The organism is Bacteroides sp. AM32-11AC (genome assembly GCF_003603515.1).
In the GTDB taxonomy this organism is placed as follows: domain Bacteria; phylum Bacteroidota; class Bacteroidia; order Bacteroidales; family Bacteroidaceae; genus Bacteroides; species Bacteroides uniformis.
This window is the reverse complement of record NZ_QTNH01000003.1, coordinates 89764-114920: the sequence shown is the minus strand read 5'-3', so window position 1 is coordinate 114920 and position 25157 is coordinate 89764. Positions and strand designations below refer to the sequence as shown.

The following is a 25157-nucleotide window of genomic DNA, read 5'->3' as shown; positions in this document are numbered from 1 at the left end:
CAAGTAGATTTGTTTGTTTGTTGCAGTGACAAAAATAGATAAATAATACTCATAAAAGAAACATTCCCCGAAAACTTTCATAAAGAAGTTTCGGGGAATGAATAAAATAGAAGTAATTCAGTTTTTTATTGCGGACAGTGCCGTTTTATTTTTCCACGTTCGTATCATCAGCCGTACTCCATGGACCAACTTCAGGTACAAAGGTTACTTTTGCCGCCTTATTGGCCAGCGTCAGCGTATAACGTATCTTTTTGCCTTCACCCCAGGCTTGTGTACCATCCAAGTCAATGGCGGAAGTTACAGTATCAAGAAGAACGTCTTTCTCATAGATGTCATAGACAACATTGATTTTGGCATTCGTATCCAACGTCTGGGGCATCAACATCCAGGCTGCATTCATTTCCACACCCGTTGTATTCACTTCCAATGCACTGCCGGCAATCGTATGCGCATAAGTGGCTGTTCCTTCTTGTGACTTCCATGTTGAATCATCAAAACCATAAGTTCCCTTATTGTGCACGCCGGATATTGTAAGTGTTTTCAGTTTATAAGTCAAAGCGTCGGCTGCCTTGACAGTGAAATTTATTTGGGTCAGTATATGGCCGAATTTCAAAGATACCCCACTGGCATTTGATGCCTTGGTTGCATCCGTCACTTTCGCGGCTACCAAGTCCGTTTGGGCAGCTACATCTGCTACCGTATAAGTAATGGAAGGATATATAGCACCAGCAGCCGGTTGATTGTACGTCAAGGCTCCGGTACCCGGATTCCCGTAAGCAAAGAACTGCAAGTTATCCGTCATTGGCCAATAATATGTTCCCCCAGTCAAACTCCAGTTGGGAGCACTATAGGTTACTTTAACATCTGTCATGAATTCCTTCATCGCATCAAAAGTCGCAACGGAGGCCATTGCTGTCGCTCCCGTATTATAAGCATACACAGTGAACCCTACCTTCTGCAATTCCGGCAAATCAGTCACTGTGGCTCTCGTAGTGTTACCCACTACTGTTCCCAATTTAATCTCTGCCTTTTGTCCGGCATTCTCTATCTCCTCACTTTCCGAGCAACTCATTACTGCTGCTGCAGCCAAAGCCAAAAATAAAACCTTCTTCATAATTGTCTGTTATTAAAGTTAATATATTTATTTGTCTGTTTGCTATCAATTCACCGGTAGCTCCACATCCGTCTCATCATCCCAATCATCCACATCGCCACCAATCCCTCCATCTCCTTCATCGGTTCCCGGTTCCAAATCATCCACCACAACCTTGTCCTCCGGTACGGGAACCTCGATATGGATTTCCGACCCAGGAACGCCCACATCAGGTTCTTCTTCGCCTCCTCCCGAGGGAGGAGCTGTTTCAATCACTTCCGTGATATCCACCTTCACCTCTTGAACCGTTTTATCTCGTTTCACAATCTTCAGTGTCAGCAACATAGGACTATCCGCACGGGTCTTGGCATCTTTCAATAATACAAAACTGGAGAAATACCCCCATAAAAGCCCGTTTTCACGCTTTGTATCCACACATATAGGTACCTCGCTCAAATGGCAAGCACGGTTGCCTATAAAGTAACTTCCGTTCAAGCCGTCCACATGGCAGATGATGCTCGATATTCTATCCCATCCTTCCACCTTTATATCAAAGGAATAATGGTCCACTACCGCTTCCGGCTTCCAGTTCAACGGAAGCGCCACATCACTCTGCCTTATTTCCACCTCGTCCAAAGCCACCACATACAAAGGGTCGGGCGACCAAACCATATCTTCGTGTACATCCAGCCCCGTACAGTGTCCCGTAAAAGCCTCAATCGTCTCATAACTCTCGTCGCCCCGTATCTGTATACTCTCCGTATTGAAGTTATAGGCCACCACCGCATACTTCCCCGGCGGTACCTTCACCTCACCCCCTCCGGCAGGCAGATAACTTTCAACCTTTCTCCCCTGAGTATCTTTCGGATAGAAGATAATCCGCATGGTCTGCGGCAGCTTATCCGTCACCCCTTTCCAATCCAGTTTAATCTGTACTCCGCTAACGGGATAATCATCCAGCATATCGCGGAAGTCACAGCTTCCCAGCATTGGCAACAGCCCGAAGAACAGCCAGAGAATCATATGCCGTGCATCTTTCATACCACTCATCTCCCCGACGTTAGAAGCCACACCAAAGAAACTTTTGCTTTTGTCGGCCCGATAAAGTGATACTTTCCACTGCTGACCCAAACCAAGTCATTTCCATAAGAAGTATATTTCCTGTACTCCGTATCCAAGTATCCAATGCCCACACTGAATTCAATCGCCAGATGCCGAGCCAGTGGACGCACGTATCCATAAGTTATTCCTGCAGCTGCGTAATACTTCCCCCGGTATCCCTTCTCCTTTTTCAACTGAAAATCATAGGTACCTCCTTCGGCATATGCTCCCAGGAAGTGTCCGGACAATCTTCCGCGCGTATGGCGGTTTCCCAACCAGTAACGCGCCTCTGTCCCTCCCGAAAGGAGCTGATAGCAGAAATTACATCCGCTGTCAGACCACCAAGGGCATTTGTACTCAACATTCAAAGACCACCTCTTTCCCAATGGCAGCTCCACTTCTATGTTCGGAGCCAAGGCCAGGTCGTAAAGCAAATTATTTTTTAACGCCAGCACCGTTTTACAAGTATGGCTATGGGATTCTGCCGACTTATTCTGCCCTATTACCTGCCCCGACATCATACAAAAAAGGAGTAGCCAAAGGACATATATAAAAATGCGTTTTCCCATAATTTCGCGTTGTATACAAACAAAAGTAGAAGATAATTACCGAATAAAAATCACTTTCCATCACTCTTTTCAAAGGCTGAAAGGTTCTGTGAAACGATTGAAACAGATTTGCAACTTCTGCCTTATCCGGGACGCTGTGAATAGATTCTTCTCTCTCAAAAAGTCAATCCGTGTGCGAAAACAGTAAAATTCAGTGAAAGAAATACAAAAGAAGTAGCAGGAACATTCTGAAATTTGGAAGATAACAACGGGAACCTTACATTTGTAATGTGATTTTTTTCATAGTATTAGATTTAAGGTTAACAAAGGTTGGAGTACAGCGGTACTCCTTTTTTTATGCCCATACGTTTCTCCGAATGACAAAAAATAGCTATCTTTGATGGCTTTTATAACTGTTAAAGAAGAAAACATCACCACTTGAGCCCATTATGAAAAAACCGGTACTCGCATTGCTTTCCATAATCCTACTTACCGCAGGATGTTCCCAACGGCCTGCCGCCACCACCAAGATACCCCTGACCAGCGCACACCGTGGTGCCGCCACCATCGCTCCCGAAAACACAATGGCATCCGTAGATTCGTGCATCAAATACGGTGTAGGCAATATAGAATGCGATGTCTGCATCAGTAAGGACAGTGTCTTCTACGTACTGCACGATTCCACCCTCGACCGTACCACCAACGGTACCGGCGCCATCTCCCAATGGCTGTCCACCGACATCGACACACTGGATGCCGGCTCTTGGTTTGCGCCCCGATTTGCCGGACAACGGGTACTACGCCTTACCGACCTGCTACGCAAGGCCAAAGAGCACGGTTTAAGAATCACCATCGACTACCGCAACGGCGGTCTGCACCAATTACTGAATCTGATAAAGGACGAAGGCATGCTGGAAAACTGCAACTTCACCTTCAGCAAGGAGTATCATGCCAAATGCTTCAGAAAGATGGCACCCGAGGTAAGAACCCTGCAAGCCTACATCAAAAGTGAAAAGGACATAGAGCATGTCGTAAAGGAACTGCATCCCGACATCGCTGTCGTCTGGATTGACTCCCTTACCCCGCAATTCGTAAAGAAATGCCGTGAGCACAACCTACAGGTACTGGCACTTGTCCTGGGGCTGGACGACAAGACGGAAGAGAACCAGAAGGCGGTCGACCTGGGGGTAGACATCATAGCGACGGACCATCCGGAAAAGTTCATCATGAAATACGGGCAACCGTCCATATAAGGCAAGAGACCTGCCGCGCTCAGGTCAGCAAATGATAGACACCGCCCACCATTGCCTTGACCACTCCTTTCATCTCCAATTCAAAAAGCAAGGCACTCATCCGGTTGACGGGTATATCCGCTTCCACCACCATCGCATTGATATGGAGGTCTCCTTGCCGCATAAGGATGCGTACAACAAGCTCCTCCTCTTCCGTCAGTTCCGGGAAAAGATTACGCTGAATACCTTCTGTCCGGGCAGGCTGCTCCGCTACGGCCCAGCCCATAATCTGCACAAACTCTTCCGCATTTTGGATAAGGGCGGCCTTGTTGTCGCGTATCAACCGGTTGCAACCGATGGAAGATTCGTCCGTAACACGCCCCGGAACGGCAAAGCAGTCACGATGGTATCCCTCCGCCAACTCTGCAGTGATAAGGGAACCTCCCTTTGCGGCAGACTCCACCACAATGGTAGCATCACTCATACCCGCCACAATACGGTTGCGGCTGACGAAATTATGCTTGTCCGGATTCGTCCCGGTAAGGAATTCGGTCAACAGTCCGCCTTGTGCCAGCATGTCGATGGCTGTTTTCCGGTGTACATACGGATAGATGCGGTCCAGTCCGTGAGCAAGGACAGCAACGGTAGGGAGATGATTTGCCAAAGCGGCCTGATGGGCATGGATATCTATCCCGTAAGCCAGTCCGCTTACTACCAGCACATCGGGACAAAGAACGGCCAAATCGCGCAGGAAGTCGGCACAGAATTGCTTGCCGTAATCGGTGGCACGGCGTGTACCTACCATATCGATGACATGCAGGCGGTTGAAATCGGTGTTTCCTTTAAAGAAAAGTACAATCGGCGCATCCTCACATTCGCGCAAGCGGGAAGGGTAAGCCTCATCCTTCAACGTCAGGCAGGAAAGACGATTCTTCTCTACAAACTCCATCTCCTGCTCGGCACGCAGAAAGGCAGCGGGACAATCAAGAGCCGTCACTACCCCCGGATTCACACCGGGCATGATTTCGGGGAGCTCCTTCCGCCGACTGAATACTTCGGCAGCACTGCCCATACCCTCTATTAAACGCTTTGCCCCGATATGTCCTATACCGGGGCAAAGTGTGAGAGCTATGCTGCAAATCCGTTCGTCACTGTTCATTCCACCACAGATTACACAGATTCACACGGATTGAGATAAGGGGCAAAGAGACGGTCGAACAGTTCGCTATCGCTTAACCGCCCGTTCACCACACATACGGTTTCAACTATGCCTTTGAGACAGACTTTGCCGTCGGAAGCACGGAAGATATCTTGGTAAAAGACGTACTTGATACCCTCCTTCTTCATGTAGAGTTTGGAGACAAACTCGTCACCACTCCTCAGGGGAGTCTTGAAAGCCATATTGATACGTGCCACTACCGGGTCTACCCCCTGCTCGTGCAGTCCGGCAAAGCTGACGCCGGCACTCAACAGAAACTCATGGCGCGTATGCTCCAGATAATGCTGATAATTGGCATTATTGACGATGCCTTGCAGGTCGCATTCATAGTCGCGCACCTTCATGGGAAGTTCATAGATATAATTCATATTTACTATTGGACTATTTGATACTTAGCCACGTTGTTTCTCCACATCCAAGCCTTTGAACTTCTTCAGTTCCTCTACGCTGACCAGCTTGTAGAGTTTGTCACTGGGACGTATTTTCACCGATTTCATCGAGAAATGCTGGCCTTTCTTTACAGTCTGCACGGGTTTCAAATCGACGCGTGCCTCGTCCAAAGTGACGAATTCGGCACCCGTTGTGGGACCCGTAATCAGCAACTTGTCGCCTACGCTCACTTCGGCTGCTTCTACCAGGAACTCTGCCACACCGATGTTTGAGAAGTAGCGGATGCCCTTACCCACATAGATTTTACGTTCCGTAGCGGCAGAGCCGTAGTTCTTGGTCCATTCGCCCAAGCGTTGTCCCAGGTAGTAGCCGTCCCAGAAACCACGATTGAAGACCGTCTTCAAACGTTCGTCCCACCGGGCAATCTTCTCATCGGTGAATGTATCGTCCAGATAGGAACGGATGGCTTCTTTGTAACACTCCACTACCGTGCGCACGTACTCGGGTCCGCGGGCACGTCCTTCTATTTTGAAAACACGAACACCTGCATCCAGCATCTTGTTCATGAAGTGGATAGTTTTTAAGTCTTTGGGGGACATGATGTATTGGTTGTCCACCTCCAATTCCACATTCGTCTCCTTGTCGCGCACCGTATAACTACGGCGGCATACCTGCATGCAGGCACCGCGGTTGGCGGAGTGGTTCATTTCATGCAATGAGAGATAACACTTTCCGCTGACTGCCATGCAAAGCGCACCGTGACAGAACATCTCTATACGTATCTGCTCTCCACTGGGACCGCAGATATTCTCCTCACGGATATGTCGGTAGATTTCTGCCACCTGCTCCAAATTCAGCTCACGCGCCAGCACCACCACATCGGCAAACTGTGCATAGAAGCGCAGGGCTTCCACGTTGCTGATGTTGAGCTGTGTGCTGAGGTGTACCTCCTGCCCTATCTGCCGGGCATAGCTCATCACTGCCACATCAGCGGCAATGACTGCCGAGATGCCTGCCGCCTTTGCCGCATCTACAATGGTACGCATCAGCGGAATGTCATGGTCGTATATAATGGTATTGACGGTGAGGTAGCTCTTCATGCCATGTTCGTCGCACGTCCGGGCTATTTCCCGCAAATCGTCGATAGTGAAGGTATTTGCCGAACGGGCACGCATGTTCAGGTTCTCTATACCGAAGTAGATGGAGTCGGCACCAGCTTGTATGGCTGCTGCAAGAGATTCGCGCGAGCCTACCGGTGCCATGATTTCGAAGTCACTGATTGAGTGTTTCATCATTTCTTTTTGAATTAGAGTATGCAAAGGTAGGCTTTTTTCTGTACTTTTGCGGACAAATCCGCTTAGATTATGAAGATTAAAGATATAGACCTGGGTCCACGCCCCGTATTCCTCGCCCCGATGGAGGATGTTACCGATCCTGCTTTCCGCCTGATGTGCAAGCACTTCGGAGCAGACATGGTATATACCGAGTTCGTTTCTGCCGATGCCTTGATACGCTCCGTAGGCAAGACCCAGCAGAAGCTGAATATCAGCGATGAAGAGCGGCCCGTAGCCATACAGATATACGGACGGGACACCGCCACCATGGTAGAAGCCGCCCGCATTGTGGAGCAGGCACATCCGGACACGCTGGACATCAACTTCGGCTGCCCCGTGAAGCGCGTTGCCGGCAAGGGTGCCGGTGCCGGTATGCTACAGAACATTCCGCTGATGCTGGAAATCACTCGTGCCGTGGTAGATGCCGTGAAGATTCCCGTCACCGTGAAGACCCGCCTGGGCTGGGATGCCAACAGTAAAATCATCGTAGACCTTGCCGAGCAGTTGCAGGACTGCGGCATTGCCGCCCTCACCATCCACGGCCGTACCCGCGCCCAGATGTATACCGGCGAGGCGGACTGGACACTTATCGGCGAGGTGAAAAAGAACCCACGCATGCACATTCCCATCATCGGCAACGGTGATATCACCACTCCCCAACGGGCCAAAGAATGCTTCGACCTCTACGGTGTGGACGCCATCATGATAGGCCGTGCCAGCTTCGGCCGCCCGTGGTTCTTTAAGGAAGTGAAGCATTATTTGGAGACGGGCGAAGAACTCCCTCCGCTGAGTTCCGAATGGCGGCTGAACGTACTCCGCCAGGAAGTGGAAGACAGCGTCAACCTGCTGGATGAGCGACGAGGCATACTGCACGTGCGCCGCCACCTGGCAGCAAGCCCGCTCTTCAAAGGGATTCCCAATTTCCGCGACACCCGGATAGCCATGCTGCGGGCAGAAACGAAGGAGGAACTGTACCGCATCTTCGAAGAGATAGAACCGTTGCTGCCATAGGAGAAAACCGCATACGATTTTTACCATCGAGTCCGACACTTGAGCAATCATCCTCACGCCCCTTCTTGAATAGCTTCTGAAAGGGAGGCCATTCAGACGCAGATGACACGCTTTGTTGCCATCCGCATAACTCACTGTCTGTCAGCAAGAAATTTTGCCAACCACTTGCCTTGCCCTTGGCAAACTTTTGCCATGCCTATGGCAAAGTTTTGCCAACGCGGTGGCAAAGCCTTGCCAATGGGAAGGCAAAACCTTACCAACAAGGAGGCAAGAAAAAAAACATTGTTTCTTTGGCAGAAAGAAACAAGTCCCTATATTCGTCTTTCCAAGAAAGAAAGAATCCCATAAATATGTCTTTATGAAAAAGAAAGAACTACTCAAACAGCTCATCGTAAACTTCCAGCATTCACTTCCGGCAGAAGTTTATCCGCGTACATTGGTATTGCCCACAGACAGTGGAAAGATAATCACCGTGCCCGACTAGCGGAACATCGGCTGCGCAAACCATCGCTTGAACATCCACGTGGCCAGGATATAAATGCCGAAAGCCGATACGAAACCCACGATAGAGTCTATCAGGTAATGTGCCTGGATATAGACCGTAGCCCCGCACAACAGCAGATAGAAAGGAAACAAGCAGGCAAACAGACGCTTGCTGCCACGCCATGCCATAATCATCAGTACCGTAGACATTCCGACGTGCGAACTGGGAAAAGCAGCCGTGGGGCGCTCACCCACCTGCTGGGAACTCTCCACCAGGTTGTAGAAGAAGCCGTGCTCATAGCCCGGACCGGGAAGAAGTTCCTGATGGTGATGGAAATAGTCACCGATGGACGGGAAGATACCTTGCGCCACATGGTCGCTTCCAATGGCGGGGAAGTAGAACTGCGGCCCGGCAACGGGGACGAAGATATAAATAAGGTAATAGATGAAGAAAGCGGTGACGATGACGAACGAAACCTTCTCGAAAAGGTCGAAACGATAAAGGAAATACCACACCACCACCAGCAGAATCATCGGATAATAGAAGAAGTATCCCATATTGAACGGCTCGCTCACCCACATCTGCGGAAACCTTTCACAGAACCATACAGCAGGCTGTCCGCCAAACATCCACTGCTCCACCGACGCGAACACGTGGTCGAGATTGGGGAATATCCGGTTGAACTCAAAGGTGTCGGGATACCAATAGGAAAGCAGTGACATCTGGATGGCTATGCGCACAAAGGCAGAGAACTTGCAGGGTGCCAGCCGGTAAAGATACATCAGCAGGAACGTCATACCCGCAATGACAACACGGTCTGCAAGCATCTGCACCGGATGATCCATTTCCTGAAAAAGAAACAGAATGAGAATGGAAGTCAGCAAATTGTATATCAGCGTAATCTTCTCTACCGCAAAAAGCCCCTTACGGGTTTCTACCCTTTTAAATAAATCTAAAGCCATCCCTTATCCTTATACCAGGCAATGGTTTCCTTTACACCCCGTTCCAGGTCGTACTCAGGACTGAAGCCCAGTTCCTCGACGGCCGGTGTGATGTCACACTGCCAGTTGCGTTGTTTCATTATTCTATACTTGTCCGAATTGAGCGTGCTGGTCTTGTTCTGCCGCTTCGCCCAGAATTCAGCGAGCAAAGATACGACTTTCAATACAATTAACGGACATCTCAGGCGAATAACAAACGGATTGCCCAATTCTTTCCTTATCAAATCGGAAAAAGCACGGCTGCTATACACCTTCCCGTCAGCCAGGAAATAGGCGCGGCGGGACACCTGCTTCTCTATCCCGAGGAAGACAGCCTGCACGATGTCCTTTACATATACAAACGTCAAGTCCTGGCGGCAGAAGCCTACAGAAAAGTCCGTATGCTGCCGGATGGACTTCGCCATGAGGTAATAATCCTTCTCACGCGGCCCGTATACACCCGTCGGCCGGTAGATGACGTAGGGGAAACCCGGAATACTCTGCAAATAAAGTTCTGTTTTCAGTTTACTGAGTCCGTAGGCGGTATTGGGTGAAGGGGGGTCACTCTCCATAATCGGGTCGTAGGTCCTCTCGCGTACCGGGCCGAACACACTCAGCGTACTGATGAAGATAAACTGCTTGGGAATCATGTTCAGCTCCCTCAGCGTATCGATGAAGTATTTGGTCTGCAGATAATTCACCAAATCGAATTCGTTCTTGTCCACACACTTCGTCACACCGGCACAATGGACAATATAATCAAACTTATTGTAGGTCCCTTTATGTCCCGAGAGTTGTGCCCTCAGTTCATTGGGGTGCGCAAAGTCCAGTTCGAGGAAATGTATCTTGCGGTCACGCAGATACTCGCGGCTGCTGGACGAACGTACACCCGCCCACACACCGAACTTGCGCTTCAACGCCTCCTCCACGATGAAACTTCCGATAAATCCGCTTGCTCCTGTAATTAAAATCGATTCCACTTCTTCTGTTACAAATTACTAATTACTTTTCATCCGGTCCGTCACCTTGACGCTCCTTGTGTTACTCTGTCGCCTCGTTACTCTTCTTCACCGGCTCCACATGGATGCTGACCAGTGTTCCTTTGCCGAACTGCCTTTTCAGCTTGTTCTCCACCGCCGTTGCCGTCTCGTGGGCTTCCTCCAGCGAGATGCTGCCATCCATACGCACATGCACCTCGATGGCACAATAACTGCCGATGCGGCGCGTACGAAGGTGATGCGGCGAGCTGATACCGGGAAAAGAGAGAATCGTCTTCAGTATCTCATCCTCCACCTCGGCAGGCAATGATTTCTCCAACAGTTCGTCCACACACGGTATCAACAACTGCACAGCCACCTTCATAATGAAGAAGCTGACAATAACCGCTGCCACCGGGTCCAGCACCCGCCAATGGTCACCCAAAAGAATGGCGCCACCTATACCCGCTGCCGTGCCTATGGACGAAAACGCGTCACTCCGGTGATGCCAGGCATTGGCAACAACCGCCTGCGAATTCAACTTCCTGCCCTTGAATACGGTATATTGATAAAGCACTTCCTTGAAAACGATGGATACCAATGCAGCCACCAGTGCCAGTATACCGGGTTCCTGCAGAGAGCCGCCTTGCAGGAAGCGGTAAATGGAGGAAGCCCCGTTCCAGAAAATGCCGAATCCCACAAACAACAGAAAAATACCGATAATGGCAGTTGCCAGCGTCTCGTACTTGCCATGACCGTAATCGTGTCCTTCATCTTCGGGCTTTGCCGAAATGCGCACAAAAACAATGACAATAATATCTGTAATGAAATCCGACAAAGAATGTACCGCATCCGCCAGCATGGCGGCACTGTGACCTACAATACCTGCAAAGAATTTGAAGACAAGCAAGAGAAAGTTTACCACACTTCCCACAACCGTCACCCGGTAAATGTCTTTTTCCCGTGTGGCATCTGCTTTTTTGTTCAGAGTTTGCATTTCCATCTGCTTTTCGTCTAAGGTACAGCCTATCTTCACTTTGTGTGCAAATATAGTACATAAATCCATTACAATCTGTCGTTCCTTCATTATTTTCAATAGAATGATAATATTTTGAAGTCTGAGTGAACGAAGGAACGTATTTATTTGTTTACTTTGCAAGAGGTAATCACCACAGATTACACAGATTGACACAGAATCTCTATTTATACATAAAATACATCATAACATTATGGCCAAAAAGAAAGAAAAGAAAGCCGGCAAACGCATGAAGAAGAAAGAGCTCGTCAAAGTACTGCTGGAATTCTTCCACACAAAGCAAGACGAAGTATTATCCCTGAAATACATCTTTGAACAACTCCACCTCACCACACATCCGCTGAAGATGCTGTGCATGGACATCTTGTCCGAACTGTCGATGGACGACTACATCACAGAAGTGGACAAGCACAAATACAAGCTGAACAACCACGGCGTGGAAATGACCGGAACCTTCCAGCGCAAGAGCAACGGCAAGAATTCCTTTATACCGGAAGGTGGAGGCGAACCGATATTCGTGGCCGAACGCAACTCGGCACACGCCATGAACAATGATAAAGTGCGTATCGCCTTCTATGCCAAGCGTCGCGGACGCGAAGCCGAAGGAGAAGTCATCGAGATACTGGAACGTGCCAACGACACCTTCGTGGGTACCCTGGAAGTTGCCAAGTCATACGCTTTCCTTGTAACGGAAAACCGTACGCTTGCCAACGACATCTTCATCCCCAAAGAAAAGTTGAAAGGCGGCAAGACGGGCGACAAAGCCATCGTAAAGGTGGTGGAATGGCCCGACAAAGCCAAGAACCCCATCGGCCAGGTAATCGACATCCTGGGGCGCGCAGGAGACAATACCACCGAGATGCACGCCATCCTGGCGGAATTCGGCCTGCCCTATGTCTACCCCGCTGCCGTAGAGAAAGCTGCCGACAAGATACCCGCCGAAATCTCCGCCGAGGAAATAGCCCGACGTGAGGACTTCCGGGGTGTGACCACCTTCACCATCGACCCCAAGGATGCCAAGGACTTCGACGACGCCCTCTCCATCCGCAAACTGAAAGGGGGACTTTGGGAAGTAGGCGTACACATTGCCGACGTGACCCACTACGTGAAAGAGGGCGGCATCATAGACAAGGAAGCCGAGAAGCGTGCCACATCCGTCTACCTCGTAGACCGCACCATCCCAATGCTCCCCGAACGGTTGTGTAATTTCATCTGTTCACTCCGCCCCGACGAAGAGAAGCTTGCCTACTCCGTCATCTTTGAAATGACGGAAAAAGGCGAAGTGAAGAACTCACGCGTGGTACATACCGTCATCAAGAGCGACCGCCGCTTCACCTACGAAGAAGCCCAGGAGATTATAGAAACCGGCAAAGGAGACTTCCAGGAAGAGGTGCTCCAACTGGATAAGCTTGCCAAAATACTGCGTGAGAACCGCTTTAAGGCAGGAGCCATCAACTTCGACCGCTACGAAGTGAAGTTCGAAATTGACGAGAAGGGCAAACCCGTCAGCGTCTACTTCAAGGAGTCGAAAGATGCCAACAAGCTGATAGAGGAGTTCATGCTGCTTGCCAACCGCACCGTAGCCGAAAAGATAGGCCGCGTGCCCAAAGGCAAGAAAGCCAAAGTGTTGCCATACCGTATTCACGACCTCCCCGACCCGGAGAAGCTGGACAACCTGGCACAGTTCATCGCCCGTTTCGGCTACAAGCTGCGTACCAGCGGTACAAAGACCGACATCTCCAAGTCCATCAACCACCTGCTGGACGACATCCAGGGCAAGAAGGAGGAGAACTTGATTGAAACCGTCTCCATCCGCGCCATGCAGAAGGCACGCTACTCCGTGCATAACGTGGGGCACTATGGTTTGGCTTTCGATTACTATACCCATTTCACCTCGCCCATCCGCCGCTATCCGGATATGATGGTACACCGTCTGCTCACCAAGTACTTGGACCAGGGAGGCCGCACCGTGTCCGAACAGAAATACGAAGCCCTCTGCGAACACAGCAGCAGCATGGAGCAGATAGCCTCCAACGCGGAACGCGCCTCCATCAAGTACAAGCAAGTAGAATTCATGACCGAACGCCTGGGACAGACCTTCGACGGCGTCATCTCCGGCGTAACGGAATGGGGACTCTACGTGGAGCTGAATGAGAACAAGTGCGAAGGCATGATTCCTATCCGCGACCTCGACGATGACTATTACGAATTCGACGAAAAGAACTACTGCCTGCGCGGACGCCGCAAAAATAAAATTTATAGTCTGGGAGATGCCATTACCATTAAGGTGGCACGCGCTAACTTGGAAAAGAAGCAGCTGGACTTTGCACTGGTGTAACCTCACCCCCGGCCCCTCTCCGAAAGAGAGGGGAGAGGAGAGCAATGAATTGAAAACTTGCGAAACTTGAGTGAAGTGAAATAAAGAATAACCCTACAATATTTAAATATCCCCACTCCCCTCTCTTTCGGAGAGGGGCCGGGGATGAGGCTTTGCACATGAAGACAATTACTATTACAGACCCTACACAGATTGAGGAAATTATCCGTAAATGCCCATACTGCATAGTGGGCATCACAGACCTTGAAGGAAACCCATATGCGGTTCCCATGAACTTTGCCTATCAAGACGGGGTAATATACTTGCATTCCGGTCCGGAAGGCAGTAAAGTGGAGATGGTAACAAAGCACCCGCAAGTTTGCATCACCTTCTGCGAAGGACACGAGCTGGTTTATATGCACCGGCAAGTGGCATGCAGCTACAGCATGAAGTCGCGCAGTGTTATCTGTCGTGGGAAAGTACACTTCGTGGAAGACATGGAAGAGAAGCGACGCGTACTCGACATGCTGATGAAGCAATATACGGAAAATGAATGCAAATATGCCGAACCCGCCGTACGCAATGTCAAGATATGGGAAGTGAAAGTAGAGAAAATAAGCTGCCGATCGTTCGGGTTAAGACCAAGTGAACTATAAATACCATCTGCCGGTCACCTGCTCCACATTGATGGAGCGGATAACCGGCAGAAATATTTACTTTTACAACGGATATTCCTCAAATGCATACAACAGCGTCGAAAGATACCGTTCTCCCGTATCGGGCAGCAGCGCTACAATCGTCTTTCCTTCATTCTCGGGCAACCGTGCCAAGCGGGTAGCTGCAGCAACGGCAGCTCCCGAAGAGATGCCGACCAGCAGTCCCTCATACTTCGCCAGTTCGCGACCCGTACGGATGGCGTCATCATTGGATACCAGCAGCACTTCGTCTATCACGGCACTGTTATAGTTCTTCGGCACAAATCCGGCACCGATACCTTGTATTTTATGGGGACCGGGCTTCCCACCGGAAAGTACGGGAGAATCTTCGGGCTCCACAGCCACAATCCTTACCTTTGGGTTATTGGCTTTCAAGGCTGCACCCACACCACTCACTGTGCCTCCCGTACCTACACCGGCCACGAAAATATCCACCCGGCCGTCTGTATCACGCCAGATTTCTTGTCCGGTAGTACGCTCGTGCATTGCCGGATTGGCAGGGTTGTCAAATTGCTGTAGAATCAGCGAGCCGGGGTTGGCGGCTTTCAGTTCTTCGGCACGGGCTATGGCGCCTTTCATACCGTCGGCACCCGGAGTCAGTACCAATTCCGCACCGAGGGCTTTCAAAAGGTTGCGGCGTTCCAAGCTCATTGTGTCGGGCATCGTCAGTATCAGCTTGTAACCTTTGGCAGCGGCCACAAAAGCCAGCCCTACGCCCGTATTCCCACTGGTAGGTTCGATGATGGTGGCACCGGGCTTCAACAGCCCTTTTGCCTCGGCATCTTCTATCATGGCAAGCGCCACGCGGTCCTTCACACTGCCGGCGGGGTTAAAATATTCCAATTTGGCGATAACACGGGCTTTCAGACGCTTATTCTTGTTATAATTATTCAACTCCAGCAAGGGAGTGTTGCCTACCAGGTCGGTAAGGCGTTCTGCTATCTTCTTCATAATCCAACTGTTTTTAAATTCCTCATTCCCCTAAGGGAAAAGACTAACAATCCGGAGTGGAACGAGGTATGTTATTTCTTACAAGACAAAAGTAGCGCAAAATTGGTTCGTAGAAAATACCACAAATATGGTAAATACGTACTATAAATGAGGGATATGTAGGATATTTGACGAGTATTTCCTATCTTTGTTGCCACTTTTAAACTTAAGGATATCATAATGAGTCCACTCAACTTTACCCACATTTTGACACAAGCAGTCGATGAGCTATCGGAAAGCGAATCATACAAAGGACTGTTTCACCAGCATACGGACGGCAACCCGCTGCCTTCGGCAAAAGTGCTGCGCGACATCATCGAACTGGCGCGAGCCATCATCTTCCCCGGATATTTCGGAAATTCTACGGTCAACAGCCGTACGGTGACTTACCATATCGGTGTCAATGTCGAACGCTTGTTCGACCTGCTGACCGAGCAAATCCTTGCCGGCCTCTGCTTTGCAGGCGACGGCGAATGCAACTGTTGTACCGAGCTCCAACGGGAAGAAGCCGCCTTATTGGCTGCCAAGTTCATCAGCAACCTGCCGGCAATGAGACGTACACTCGCCACAGATGTGGAAGCCGCCTACAACGGTGACCCCGCCGCACAGTCGTTCGGCGAAGTCATCAGCTGCTATCCGGCCATCCGCGCCATCAGCAACTACCGCATCGCACACGAGTTGCTCAAGTTGGGTGTTCCCCTCATTCCCCGCATCATCACCGAGATGGCGCACAGTGAAACGGGAATCGATATCCATCCAGGAGCGGAAATAGGTGGTTATTTTACCATCGACCACGGTACGGGTGTGGTAATCGGCGAGACCTGCATCATCGGCAACAACGTGAAGCTGTACCAGGGTGTGACCCTCGGTGCCAAGAGCTTCCCGCTAGACGAAGACGGCAAGCCCATCAAGGGTATTCCCCGCCATCCCATTCTGGAAGACAATGTGATAGTCTATTCCAACGCCACCATATTGGGACGCATCACCATCGGACAAGGAGCCACCGTAGGCGGCAATATCTGGGTGACAGAAGATGTTCCCGCAGGAGCAAGGATTGTACAGACAAAGGCCAAGAAGTAAGTCACAAACAACCAATAAACAATTAAAATCGTAAATAACTCAAATCAGCAGTTCAAGTAGTTAAGTGGTTATCAGCCACTAATGAGAGAAACGAGTGACAACTACCCAGATTGCCGATTCACATAAAGTAAATGCATAGATGAGCGAACAATCTTTTGAAATGATTGCCAAAACCTTCCAAGGACTGGAAGAGGTACTGGCACAAGAGCTGACTGCACTGGGCGCCAACGAAATAGAAATAGGCCGCCGCATGGTATCTTTCAGTGGTGATAAGGAAATGATGTACAAGGCAAACTTCTGCCTGCGTACAGCCATCCGGATACTGAAACCCATCAAACACTTCACAGCCAAGGATGCCGACGAGGTTTACGAACAGATTAAAGCCATCCGATGGGAAGACTATCTGGATACGGACAAGACCTTTGCCGTGGACGCGGTTGTATTCAGTGAAGAGTTCCGTCATTCCAAGTTCGTTTCCTACAAGGTGAAGGATGCCATCGTGGACTATTTCCGCGAGAAGACCGGCGAACGTCCCGGCGTGCGTGTCAACAAACCGGACGTGCTGCTGAACATACACATTGCCGAAACCAAATGTACGCTGTCTCTCGACTCCAGCGGCGAATCGCTGCACCGCCGCGGTTATCGCCAGGAAGCAGTAGAGGCCCCGCTGAATGAGGTGCTGGCCGCCGGCATGATATTGATGACCGGCTGGCGTGGCGAATGTGACCTGATAGACCCGATGTGTGGTTCGGGAACCATTCCCATCGAAGCGGCGCTGATTGCACGCAACATCGCTCCGGGCGTATTCCGCAAGGAGTTCGCTTTCGAGAAGTGGGTGGATTTTGACCAGGAGCTGTTCGACACGATATACAATGACGACAGCCAGGAACGTGAATTTACGCATAAGATATACGGTTACGACAACAGCCCGAAGGCAAACGAAATTGCCACACACAATATAAAGGCTGCCGGCGTAAGCAAGGACGTGGTATTGAAGCTGCAACCTTTCCAGCAATTCGAGCAACCTGCGGAGAAATCCATCATCATCACCAATCCTCCCTACGGTGAGCGTATCTCTACCAACGACCTGCTGGGCCTTTACTCCATGATTGGCGAGCGTCTGAAACATGCCTTTACGGGCAACACCGCATGGATTCTTTCTTACCGGGAAGAGTGCTTCGACCAAATCGGGCTAAAAGCCACCTCCAAGATACCTTTATTCAATGGTGCGCTGGAATGCGAATTCCGCCAGTACGAAATCTTCGATGGAAAGTACAAGGAATTCCGTGCCGAAGGCGAGGAGTTGAGCAAGGAGCGCAAAGAATTTCGTCCGGCTTCTGGGGAACGGAAAGAGTTCAAACCCGGAGAAAGACGCGAATTCCGTCCCCGATTCAGCGGAGAGAGACGTGAATTCGGTAGCGAAAGACGCGAGTTCAACGGCGAACGCAGACCAAAAGAATTCAAGGACGGCGAAAAGCGCGAATTCCGTCCGCGTGAAAGAAGAGAGTTCAAAGACGGGGAAAGACGGGAGTTCAAGCCGAGGGAAAGACGTGAATTCGGTGGAGAACGCAGAACAAGGTTGGGTGAGTCTTACCCGGAAAGCAAAAGAAGAGAGGCGGGAAAGAAGGAAGAAGAATAACACGAACAATGACAAGGAGAATGAATGCAAAGAAAATAAGTAAGAGCATTCTTGCACTGCTGATAACAGTACCTGCTCTGCTTGCAACAAACGCTATGGCACAAGAACTGAAAAAGCCGACCCTGGAAGATCTGATTCCCGGAGGTGAGACCTACCACAAACCGGAAAACAAATCGTACCAGTGGTGGGGCGATGCCGCTTGTCTGGAACTTGGCATCGACAATATAGAAGGTACATGGGCTGTCAAAGGATTAGGTGCCAAGCCCGGAGAGAAATTCACTGCCATCACATTGGAAGAAGCCAACGCGCTGCTGGAAGAAAAAGGACTTGGAAAACTGCGTCACTTTCATGCTGCAAAGGCTGTCAACGTACCCCGAGGCGTCAATCTGGGTATTCAAGTCCAAATAGACCCACTCCTGCTGCTGAACACCGGCAAGTACCGTGCCCTCGTCGACTGGAAGAAGAAAAAAGTCATCTGGAGCCAGCCTTGCCCCGCCCAAGCCGCAAATGAGGATTGGAACGAGGTAAGCCGCCATTTGGCTTATACTATCGGCAATAATCTCTATGTGATGACCGGTGACGGGCAAACCCTGAAAGTCACCAACGAACCGGAAGGTATCGTCTGCGGACAAAGTGTGCACCGCAATGAATTCGGCATTTCAAAAGGCACTTTCTGGAATCCTGCCGGGGACCTGCTGGCCTTTTATCGAATGAACGAAAGCATGGTCACCCCCTATCCATTGGTTGACATCACGACAAGAATAGCACTGGTGGATAAAATACGCTACCCCATGGCCGGCATGCTCAGCCATCAGGTAAAGGTAGGTATCTACAATCCGGCTACTCAAAAGACCATCTACCTGGACATGGGCGACCCAAAAGACCGCTACTTCACCAACATCACCTGGGCACCGGATGGCAAAAGCCTCTATCTGATAGAGCTAAACCGAGACCAAAACCACTCCGAACTGTGCCGGTACGATGCTGAAAGCGGAAAGCTGCAACAAGTGCTCATCGAAGAGAGACATCCCAAATATGTGGAGCCGCAATCTCCCATTCTATTCCTGCCATGGGACAGCCACAAGTTCATCTATCAAAGCCAGCGTGACGGCTTCAACCATCTGTACCTATACAATACGGAAGGGGAACTGCTGAAGCAACTCACCTCCGGCCCCTGGCTTGTACAAGACATCGTAGGTTTTAACCGGAACACGAAAGAGCTCATCATCAAGAGTACGGAAATCTCTCCTTTGCAGAGCAACCTTTACGCTGTCAACCTGAAGAATGGCAAACGCAGCTTGATAGGAGACCCAACCGGCATGCACTCGGCACAAATTTCCGGTTTCATGGGAACTTACCTCATCGACAATGCCTCTTCGCCCACTTGCCCCCGTATCATAAAACTGATGTCCACCAACCCGAAAAAACAACGGGAACACACACTGCTGACAGCCAAGAACCCCTACGAAGGCTTTGAAATGCCCAGCATAGAAGTAGGCACCATCAAAGCCGCCGACGGCAAGACAGACTTGTACTACCGCCTGATAAAGCCTGCCGACTTCGACCCGGCAAAGAAGTATCCCGCCATCGTCTACGTATACGGCGGCCCGCACGCCCAGATGATAACGAACGGCTGGATGAACGATGCCCGCGGCTGGGACATCTACATGGCAAACAAAGGCTACATCATGTTCAGCCTCGACAACCGTGGCAGCAGCAACCGTGGACTGGAGTTTGAAAACGCCACCTTCCGCCAGCTGGGCATCGAAGAGGGCAAAGACCAGGTGAAGGGCGTAGAATTCCTGAAAAGCCAGCCTTATGTGGACGGAGAGCGTATCGGAGTGCACGGCTGGAGCTTCGGAGGACACATGACTACGGCGCTGATGCTGCGCTATCCCGAAATTTTCAAGGTAGGCGTTGCCGGCGGACCGGTTATCGACTGGGGATACTACGAGATAATGTACGGTGAGCGCTATATGGACACTCCGCAAGCGAACCCGGAAGGCTACAAGCAGACAAATCTGAAAAACCTTGCCGGTAACTTGAAAGGACATCTGCTCATCATACACGACGACCACGACGACACCTGCGTGCCGCAGCACACCCTTTCATTCATGAAGGCGTGCGTGGATGCCCGTACCTATCCCGATTTGTTTATCTATCCCACGCACAAGCACAACGTCCTGGGACGCGACCGTGTGCATCTGCACGAGAAGATAACAAGATATTTTGAAGAATATCTTTAATGTACAATGTACCATATACAATGTACAATTTGCTATGCAGTGCGGGCGTGCAAATAGGGAGTAGATGGTAGAAGAAAGAAGAGAATAAAAGAGAGAATAAATCATTAAGTATAACAATCTGTACAACTTACCTGATGCCCCACAGCACAGACAAATTGTACATTGTAAATTGTAAATGAACCCATGAAAGTATTATTATTAGGCTCCGGTGGCCGCGAACACGCTCTGGCATGGAAGATTGCCCAAAGCCCGAAAGTAGAGAAACTATATATTGCTCCCGGCAATGCAGGTACAAGCGAAGCAGGCGAGAATGTGAACCTGAAGGCGACAGACTTTCCCGCACTCAAGGCCTTTGCCCTTGAGAAAGAAATCGACATGATTGTTGTGGGTCCCGAAGACCCGTTGGTACAAGGCATCTTCGACAGCTTCAAGGAAGACCCTGCCACCCACCATATCGACATCATCGGCCCCACCGCCAAAGGTGCTACACTGGAAGGTAGCAAGGAATTTGCCAAAGGCTTCATGATGCGCCACAACATCCCCACTGCCCGCTACAAGAGCATCACCGCCGACAACTTGCAGGAGGGACTCGACTTCCTCGCTTCCCTCGAAGCGCCTTACGTACTGAAGGCCGACGGACTGTGTGCAGGCAAGGGCGTGCTGATTCTCCCCACACTGGAAGAAGCTCAGAAAGAGCTGAAGGAAATGCTGGACGGCATGTTCGGCGATGCCAGCGCCACGGTAGTCATTGAAGAGTTCCTCAGCGGCATCGAATGTTCCGTATTCGTGATGACAGACGGCCGCCACTATAAGGTATTGCCCGTAGCCAAAGATTACAAGCGTATCGGCGAAGGCGACAAAGGCCTCAACACCGGCGGTATGGGCAGCGTTACTCCCGTACCTTTTGCCGACGAAACATTTATGGAAAAAGTACGCACCCGCATCATCGAACCTACCGTAAACGGTCTGCTGGAAGAAGAAATCGGCTACCAAGGCTTCATCTTCCTGGGACTTATCAACGTGAAGGGCGAACCGATGGTGATTGAATACAACGTCCGCATGGGCGACCCCGAAACCGAAAGTGTAATGCTACGTATCAAGAGCGACCTGGTAGACCTACTCGAAGGCGTTGCCCAGGGCGACCTCGACCAGCGTACACTGGAATTCGACCCACGCACAGCCGCTTGCGTCATGCTGGTGAGCGGAGGATATCCGGAAGCCTACGAAAAGGGCAAGGTGATGACCGGATTCGAGAAGGCTGCCGAAACAGACAGCATCCTCTTCCATGCCGGAACAGCCACCAAAGACGGACAGACCGTAACCTCCGGTGGCCGTGTCATCGCCGTCTGCTCCTATGGTGAAACGAAGGAAGAAGCCTTGCAGAAGAGCTACCGCGTGGCCGACATGATAGACTTCGAGAAGAAATATTTCCGTCGCGACATCGGATTTGACTTATAAATGAGAACGAAGAGATTCCAGAACCGGATAACGGCAGGGCGGTTCACACTACCCACCGCTATCCTGATTTCAGTATCCTGCTGGATACTGACCGCTGTTCTGTTGCCCGAGACGGAGACACAGCAAAGCGGATATTCCCTTTGGGAAACATTCTGCGACTTCTGCATCCCCACCTGGGCAAACCGTCTCTTCAGCTTTATTCTGTATGCCGTCATCGGGTACTTCCTGATACAGCTCAACAATACGTTCGCCATCATCCGGATGCGGGCATCGGTACAGACTTCTGTCTACTTCCTGCTGATATCCGTCTGCCCCAGCCTACACATGCTGTATGCGGGAGACTTGGCAGCCGCCTCCTTCCTGGTGGCACTGTTTTTCCTCTTCAAGAGCTACCAGCAGGCACGGCCCACAGGCAGTCTCTTCCACGCCTTTGTCTTCATCGGACTGGGCAGCCTGCTTTTTCCGCAGCTCATGCTGTTTGTCCCCATCTTCTGGATAGGTGCCTACAACTTCCAGTCTCTCCAACCCAAAAGTTTCTTCGCTTCCTTGGTAGGATGGAGCGTACCCTACTGGCTGTTGCTGGGACACGCCCTCTACTACGGGCAAATGGAACTCTTCTGCCAGCCCTTCCGCGAGCTGGTGACCTTCGCTCCCACCCGGTTCGACTATCAGCCGTGGGAACTCGCCACCCTCGGATATCTCCTTGTTCTGTTCATCATCAGCGCGGCACACTGTCTCATTGCCGGCTATGAAGACAAGATACGCACCCGAAGCTATCTACACTTCCTCATCCTGCTGAATTTCTGCATCTTTGTCTATATCGGACTGCAACCGGTATTGAGTGTCCACCTGATGTCCTTCCTGCTCATCGGTGTCAGCATCCTGGCGGGACACTTGTTTGTACTGACAAATAGCCGCAGTTCCAATATATTCTTCATTTGTGCATTTATCGGATTATTCATTCTATTAGGATTCAACATATGGACGCTTTTGTAGATACACTCGTACAGCTGCTAATTGACTGGGGATATGTCGGTCTGTTCATCTCTGCCCTATTGGCAGGAAGCATCATTCCGTTCAGTTCCGAGATAGTGATGGTAGCACTGGTCAAGGTCGGTCTGAGCCCGGCACTGTGCGTACTCTCCGCCACCTTGGGAAATACGCTGGGAGGCATGACGTGCTACTACATGGGACGTCTGGGACGTATAGACTGGATTGAGAAATATTTCAAGGTAAAAAGGGAAAAGATAGAACGGATGCAGCATTTCCTCCAAGGGAAAGGGGCACTGATGGCTTTCTTCGCCTTTCTGCCTTTTGTGGGAGAAGCCATAGCCATTGCACTGGGCTTCATGCGCAGTAATCTGATGCTGACCACCACGTCCATGTTTGCAGGGAAACTGGTGCGCTACATAGCTATGCTGTGGGCACTGCAAGGAGCCATTTCGATGATGAATTATTGACATGTAGTGAGTTTGAGCAATAGATGTATAGATACAACGCGTTGGATGTATAGATGCAACGTGCTGGATGTATAGATGCAGCACGCTGGATATATAGGCGCAACAACACGCTGAATCACAGAGAATTAAACTAAATAAAAACATTCAACAAAAGCAGAAGTGATGCAACGAATCATAGAGAAGACGGAAGACGGAAGTGCGACACTGTTTGTACCGGAACTGAATGAACATTATCATTCGGTAAAGGGGGCACGTACAGAATCACAGCACATCTTCATCGACATGGGACTGAAAGCATCCGCTACTGCCCGCCCGCATATCCTTGAAATCGGTTTCGGCACCGGGCTGAATGCCCTGCTTACACTGGAAACTGCCGAAAAGGAAAAGAGACCTGTGCACTATACCGGTATCGAACTCTATCCGCTTGCATGGCCGGAGGTGGATGCGCTAAAATATAGCGACAATCCTCTGTTCGAGGAACTGCATCGGGCTGCGTGGGAAGAAGAAGTTGCCATAACTCCTTATTTCACACTGAGAAAAGTGCGGGCAGATATCGAAACAATAAGCATCGACAGTTTGTTAATGATTAATAAATCTCCGTTCGACGTTGTCTACTTCGATGCTTTTGCACCCGAAAAGCAACCGGGAATGTGGGAGGAAAAAGTCTTCCGGAATATCCATGCCGCCATGAGCACTGATGGCGTGCTGACCACCTACTGCGCCAAAGGAGTAGTACGTCGCATGCTGCAAGCCATAGGATTCAAGGTAGAGCGTCTTCCAGGCCCCCCCGGAGGGAAACGGGAGATACTGAGGGGAAGGAAAGAGGAAGTGATAATGGATAAGGAATAGTTGATAATGAATAGTTGATGCCCCCTGCCACAGCGCAGCCAAATTGTAAATTGTAAATAGTAAATTGTAAATGAAAAAGTTTTGTTTTTTACTCCTCATAGCCACCTTGCTCTTCTCGTGCAAGCAAGGAGGCCAACAGAACAAGAAGAATGACGATAAACCCGTGATTACCGTCACCATCGAGCCGCTGCGGTATTTCACCGAAGCCATTGCCGGCGATGAATTCACCGTCGTCAGCATGGTGCCCAAAGGTTCAAGTCCGGAAACCTACGACCCCACGCCCCAGCAGCTTGTCGACCTTGCCCAAAGCAAGGCCTATTTCCGCATCGGCTACATCGGTTTCGAGCAGACATGGACGGAAAAACTGACGGACAATGCTCCCCACCTGCAATTCTTCGATATGTCCGAGAATGTGGAACTCATTCTGGACGATACCCATGCACATCATCATAAAGACGGGCATGTACACGAAGGCCATACGCACGCCGGTGGTGTGGAACCCCACATCTGGAATTCCACCATCAACGCCCAAATCATTGCCGGAAACATTCTGAATGCACTCTGCGCCATAGACAAAGCCAATGAAAGCGTCTACATGGAACGTTACAACGTACTCATCCGGCAGATAGAGCATACAGACAGCCTCATCTGCCAGATGCTTTCCAGCCCGAATGCCGACCGTGCCTTCATGATTTATCATCCGGCACTTTCCTACTTTGCCCGCGACTACAACCTGCACCAGATTCCTATCGAAGCCGGTGGAAAGGAACCCTCTCCCACCCATCTGAAGAACCTGATAAACTCCTGCAAGAAGGAGAAGGTACGCGTCATCTTTGTACAGCCGGAATTCGACCGCCGCAATGCCGACCTTATCGCCCAGCAGACCGGAACCCGGGTGGTGGCTATCAATCCCCTCTCATACGACTGGGAGGAGGAGATGATGAATACGGCCCAAGCACTGCTCACCCCTCGTTCCCCTAAAGGAGAAGGAGAATAA

The 25157-nt window shown here is 50.4% G+C and carries 23 protein-coding genes and 1 pseudogene; 14 read left to right on the top strand and 10 right to left on the bottom strand.

Annotated elements, in window-relative coordinates:
* Positions 1-145 precede the first annotated feature (145 nt).
* The 3 genes and pseudogenes from DW800_RS04370 to DW800_RS04360 all read right to left on the bottom strand — a co-directional run.
* Positions 146-1114, bottom strand: a complete 969-nt coding sequence (locus tag DW800_RS04370) for a fimbrillin family protein (RefSeq protein ID WP_117703901.1) — start codon at positions 1112-1114, stop codon at positions 146-148.
* Between the two features lie 45 nt (positions 1115-1159).
* Positions 1160-2164 carry a DUF5119 domain-containing protein gene (locus DW800_RS04365; RefSeq protein ID WP_373153572.1) on the bottom strand — a complete coding sequence of 335 codons (1005 nt, stop codon included), beginning with the start codon at positions 2162-2164 and terminating at the stop codon, positions 1160-1162.
* Positions 2140-2655, bottom strand: a pseudogene (locus DW800_RS04360) (DUF3575 domain-containing protein); the annotation flags it as partial. The gene DW800_RS04365 and the pseudogene DW800_RS04360, both read right to left, overlap by 25 nt.
* A gap of 536 nt (positions 2656-3191) precedes the next feature.
* Between DW800_RS04360 and DW800_RS04355 the strand changes: the two are divergent.
* On the top strand, positions 3192-3995 hold the full coding sequence (locus DW800_RS04355; RefSeq protein ID WP_016272284.1) for a glycerophosphodiester phosphodiesterase: 804 nt from the start codon (positions 3192-3194) through the stop codon (positions 3993-3995).
* Positions 3996-4014: 19 nt separating this feature from the next.
* Here DW800_RS04355 and dprA read toward each other — a convergent pair whose 3' ends face one another.
* From dprA to DW800_RS04340, 3 genes are read right to left on the bottom strand one after another with little or no spacing between them, the layout of a single operon-like run.
* Entirely contained in the window at positions 4015-5133 is a 1119-nt protein-coding gene (gene dprA, locus DW800_RS04350) for a DNA-processing protein DprA (RefSeq protein ID WP_117703898.1), read from the bottom strand.
* An 11-nt stretch (positions 5134-5144) separates the two neighbouring features.
* A complete protein-coding gene (locus DW800_RS04345) occupies positions 5145-5561 on the bottom strand; it encodes an acyl-CoA thioesterase (RefSeq protein WP_005834284.1) in 417 nt (138 codons plus the stop codon).
* Positions 5562-5585: 24 nt separating this feature from the next.
* Positions 5586-6878: a peptidase U32 family protein gene (locus tag DW800_RS04340; protein WP_016272282.1), complete on the bottom strand. Its 1293-nt coding sequence runs from the start codon at positions 6876-6878 to the stop codon at positions 5586-5588.
* Between the two features lie 69 nt (positions 6879-6947).
* Here DW800_RS04340 and dusB point away from each other — a divergent pair, with 69 nt between their 5' ends.
* The 3 genes from dusB to DW800_RS20020 all read left to right on the top strand — a co-directional run bounded on the left by dusB (position 6948) and on the right by DW800_RS20020 (position 8412).
* Positions 6948-7928 (top strand): tRNA dihydrouridine synthase DusB, encoded by a 981-nt coding sequence (dusB, locus tag DW800_RS04335; protein ID WP_005834282.1) that lies wholly within the window; start codon positions 6948-6950, stop codon positions 7926-7928.
* A 102-nt stretch (positions 7929-8030) separates the two neighbouring features.
* Entirely contained in the window at positions 8031-8276 is a 246-nt protein-coding gene (locus DW800_RS04330; protein ID WP_165859886.1) for a hypothetical protein, read from the top strand.
* A gap of 10 nt (positions 8277-8286) precedes the next feature.
* Positions 8287-8412 carry a hypothetical protein gene (locus tag DW800_RS20020; protein WP_262703106.1) on the top strand — a complete coding sequence of 42 codons (126 nt, stop codon included), beginning with the start codon at positions 8287-8289 and terminating at the stop codon, positions 8410-8412.
* Here DW800_RS20020 and DW800_RS04325 read toward each other — a convergent pair.
* From DW800_RS04325 to DW800_RS04315, 3 genes are all read right to left on the bottom strand, one after another.
* Complete coding sequence (locus tag DW800_RS04325) at positions 8409-9374, bottom strand: phosphatase PAP2 family protein (RefSeq protein WP_005830954.1); 966 nt, start codon at positions 9372-9374, stop codon at positions 8409-8411. The genes DW800_RS20020 and DW800_RS04325 overlap by 4 nt on opposite strands.
* On the bottom strand, positions 9365-10372 hold the full coding sequence (locus DW800_RS04320; protein ID WP_005830955.1) for an NAD-dependent epimerase/dehydratase family protein: 1008 nt from the start codon (positions 10370-10372) through the stop codon (positions 9365-9367). The genes DW800_RS04325 and DW800_RS04320 overlap by 10 nt, the downstream gene beginning before the upstream one ends.
* Before the next feature lie 61 nt (positions 10373-10433).
* Positions 10434-11372, bottom strand: a complete 939-nt coding sequence (locus DW800_RS04315) for a cation diffusion facilitator family transporter (protein WP_034523299.1) — start codon at positions 11370-11372, stop codon at positions 10434-10436.
* 226 nt (positions 11373-11598) lie between these two features.
* On the opposite strand from DW800_RS04315, the gene rnr reads away from it, so the two are divergent.
* Both rnr and DW800_RS04305 read left to right on the top strand, forming a co-directional pair.
* Positions 11599-13743: a ribonuclease R gene (gene rnr / locus DW800_RS04310; RefSeq protein WP_005830959.1), complete on the top strand. Its 2145-nt coding sequence runs from the start codon at positions 11599-11601 to the stop codon at positions 13741-13743.
* A gap of 158 nt (positions 13744-13901) precedes the next feature.
* On the top strand, positions 13902-14378 hold the full coding sequence (locus DW800_RS04305) for a pyridoxamine 5'-phosphate oxidase family protein (protein ID WP_005830961.1): 477 nt from the start codon (positions 13902-13904) through the stop codon (positions 14376-14378).
* Between the two features lie 63 nt (positions 14379-14441).
* Here DW800_RS04305 and cysK read toward each other — a convergent pair whose 3' ends face one another.
* Complete coding sequence (gene cysK / locus DW800_RS04300; protein WP_022400956.1) at positions 14442-15389, bottom strand: cysteine synthase A; 948 nt, start codon at positions 15387-15389, stop codon at positions 14442-14444.
* 219 nt (positions 15390-15608) lie between these two features.
* Between cysK and epsC the strand changes: the two genes are divergently transcribed.
* The 8 genes from epsC (at position 15609) to DW800_RS04260 (ending at position 25157) form a co-directional block, all read left to right on the top strand.
* Positions 15609-16508, top strand: a complete 900-nt coding sequence (gene epsC / locus DW800_RS04295; RefSeq protein WP_005830965.1) for a serine O-acetyltransferase EpsC — start codon at positions 15609-15611, stop codon at positions 16506-16508.
* Positions 16509-16647: 139 nt separating this feature from the next.
* Positions 16648-18147, top strand: coding sequence for a class I SAM-dependent RNA methyltransferase (locus DW800_RS04290; RefSeq protein WP_016272277.1), 1500 nt, complete (start codon positions 16648-16650; stop codon positions 18145-18147).
* Positions 18148-18167: 20 nt separating this feature from the next.
* Positions 18168-20393: a S9 family peptidase gene (locus DW800_RS04285; RefSeq protein WP_117703896.1), complete on the top strand. Its 2226-nt coding sequence runs from the start codon at positions 18168-18170 to the stop codon at positions 20391-20393.
* A gap of 183 nt (positions 20394-20576) precedes the next feature.
* Complete coding sequence (gene purD / locus DW800_RS04280) at positions 20577-21851, top strand: phosphoribosylamine--glycine ligase (RefSeq protein WP_117703895.1); 1275 nt, start codon at positions 20577-20579, stop codon at positions 21849-21851.
* Positions 21852-22847 (top strand): hypothetical protein, encoded by a 996-nt coding sequence (locus DW800_RS04275; protein ID WP_016272275.1) that lies wholly within the window; start codon positions 21852-21854, stop codon positions 22845-22847.
* On the top strand, positions 22832-23311 hold the full coding sequence (locus DW800_RS04270; RefSeq protein ID WP_005830979.1) for a YqaA family protein: 480 nt from the start codon (positions 22832-22834) through the stop codon (positions 23309-23311). Before DW800_RS04275 ends, DW800_RS04270 begins: the two co-directional genes overlap by 16 nt.
* A 162-nt stretch (positions 23312-23473) precedes the next feature.
* Positions 23474-24160 (top strand): tRNA (5-methylaminomethyl-2-thiouridine)(34)-methyltransferase MnmD, encoded by a 687-nt coding sequence (gene mnmD, locus DW800_RS04265; RefSeq protein ID WP_034529232.1) that lies wholly within the window; start codon positions 23474-23476, stop codon positions 24158-24160.
* Positions 24161-24230: 70 nt separating this feature from the next.
* Positions 24231-25157 carry a metal ABC transporter solute-binding protein, Zn/Mn family gene (locus tag DW800_RS04260; RefSeq protein WP_057281477.1) on the top strand — a complete coding sequence of 309 codons (927 nt, stop codon included), beginning with the start codon at positions 24231-24233 and terminating at the stop codon, positions 25155-25157.

What these genes read in the sequence shown, in the direction of transcription:
- dprA (WP_117703898.1), bottom strand. Translation starts at nt 5,133, where the DNA reads ATGAACAGTGACGAACGGATTTGCAGCATAGCTCTCACACTTTGCCCC.
- DW800_RS04330 (WP_165859886.1), top strand. Translation starts at nt 8,031, where the DNA reads ATGACACGCTTTGTTGCCATCCGCATAACTCACTGTCTGTCAGCAAGA.
- DW800_RS04355 (WP_016272284.1), top strand. Translation starts at nt 3,192, where the DNA reads ATGAAAAAACCGGTACTCGCATTGCTTTCCATAATCCTACTTACCGCA.
- DW800_RS04290 (WP_016272277.1), top strand. Translation starts at nt 16,648, where the DNA reads ATGAGCGAACAATCTTTTGAAATGATTGCCAAAACCTTCCAAGGACTG.
- DW800_RS04325 (WP_005830954.1), bottom strand. Translation starts at nt 9,374, where the DNA reads ATGGCTTTAGATTTATTTAAAAGGGTAGAAACCCGTAAGGGGCTTTTT.
- DW800_RS04285 (WP_117703896.1), top strand. Translation starts at nt 18,168, where the DNA reads ATGAATGCAAAGAAAATAAGTAAGAGCATTCTTGCACTGCTGATAACA.
- DW800_RS04315 (WP_034523299.1), bottom strand. Translation starts at nt 11,372, where the DNA reads ATGGAAATGCAAACTCTGAACAAAAAAGCAGATGCCACACGGGAAAAA.
- DW800_RS20020 (WP_262703106.1), top strand. Translation starts at nt 8,287, where the DNA reads ATGAAAAAGAAAGAACTACTCAAACAGCTCATCGTAAACTTCCAGCAT.
- DW800_RS04305 (WP_005830961.1), top strand. Translation starts at nt 13,902, where the DNA reads ATGAAGACAATTACTATTACAGACCCTACACAGATTGAGGAAATTATC.
- purD (WP_117703895.1), top strand. Translation starts at nt 20,577, where the DNA reads ATGAAAGTATTATTATTAGGCTCCGGTGGCCGCGAACACGCTCTGGCA.
- DW800_RS04260 (WP_057281477.1), top strand. Translation starts at nt 24,231, where the DNA reads ATGAAAAAGTTTTGTTTTTTACTCCTCATAGCCACCTTGCTCTTCTCG.
- mnmD (WP_034529232.1), top strand. Translation starts at nt 23,474, where the DNA reads ATGCAACGAATCATAGAGAAGACGGAAGACGGAAGTGCGACACTGTTT.
- DW800_RS04345 (WP_005834284.1), bottom strand. Translation starts at nt 5,561, where the DNA reads ATGAATTATATCTATGAACTTCCCATGAAGGTGCGCGACTATGAATGC.
- DW800_RS04270 (WP_005830979.1), top strand. Translation starts at nt 22,832, where the DNA reads ATGGACGCTTTTGTAGATACACTCGTACAGCTGCTAATTGACTGGGGA.
- epsC (WP_005830965.1), top strand. Translation starts at nt 15,609, where the DNA reads ATGAGTCCACTCAACTTTACCCACATTTTGACACAAGCAGTCGATGAG.
- DW800_RS04275 (WP_016272275.1), top strand. Translation starts at nt 21,852, where the DNA reads ATGAGAACGAAGAGATTCCAGAACCGGATAACGGCAGGGCGGTTCACA.
- rnr (WP_005830959.1), top strand. Translation starts at nt 11,599, where the DNA reads ATGGCCAAAAAGAAAGAAAAGAAAGCCGGCAAACGCATGAAGAAGAAA.
- dusB (WP_005834282.1), top strand. Translation starts at nt 6,948, where the DNA reads ATGAAGATTAAAGATATAGACCTGGGTCCACGCCCCGTATTCCTCGCC.
- DW800_RS04340 (WP_016272282.1), bottom strand. Translation starts at nt 6,878, where the DNA reads ATGATGAAACACTCAATCAGTGACTTCGAAATCATGGCACCGGTAGGC.
- cysK (WP_022400956.1), bottom strand. Translation starts at nt 15,389, where the DNA reads ATGAAGAAGATAGCAGAACGCCTTACCGACCTGGTAGGCAACACTCCC.
- DW800_RS04370 (WP_117703901.1), bottom strand. Translation starts at nt 1,114, where the DNA reads ATGAAGAAGGTTTTATTTTTGGCTTTGGCTGCAGCAGCAGTAATGAGT.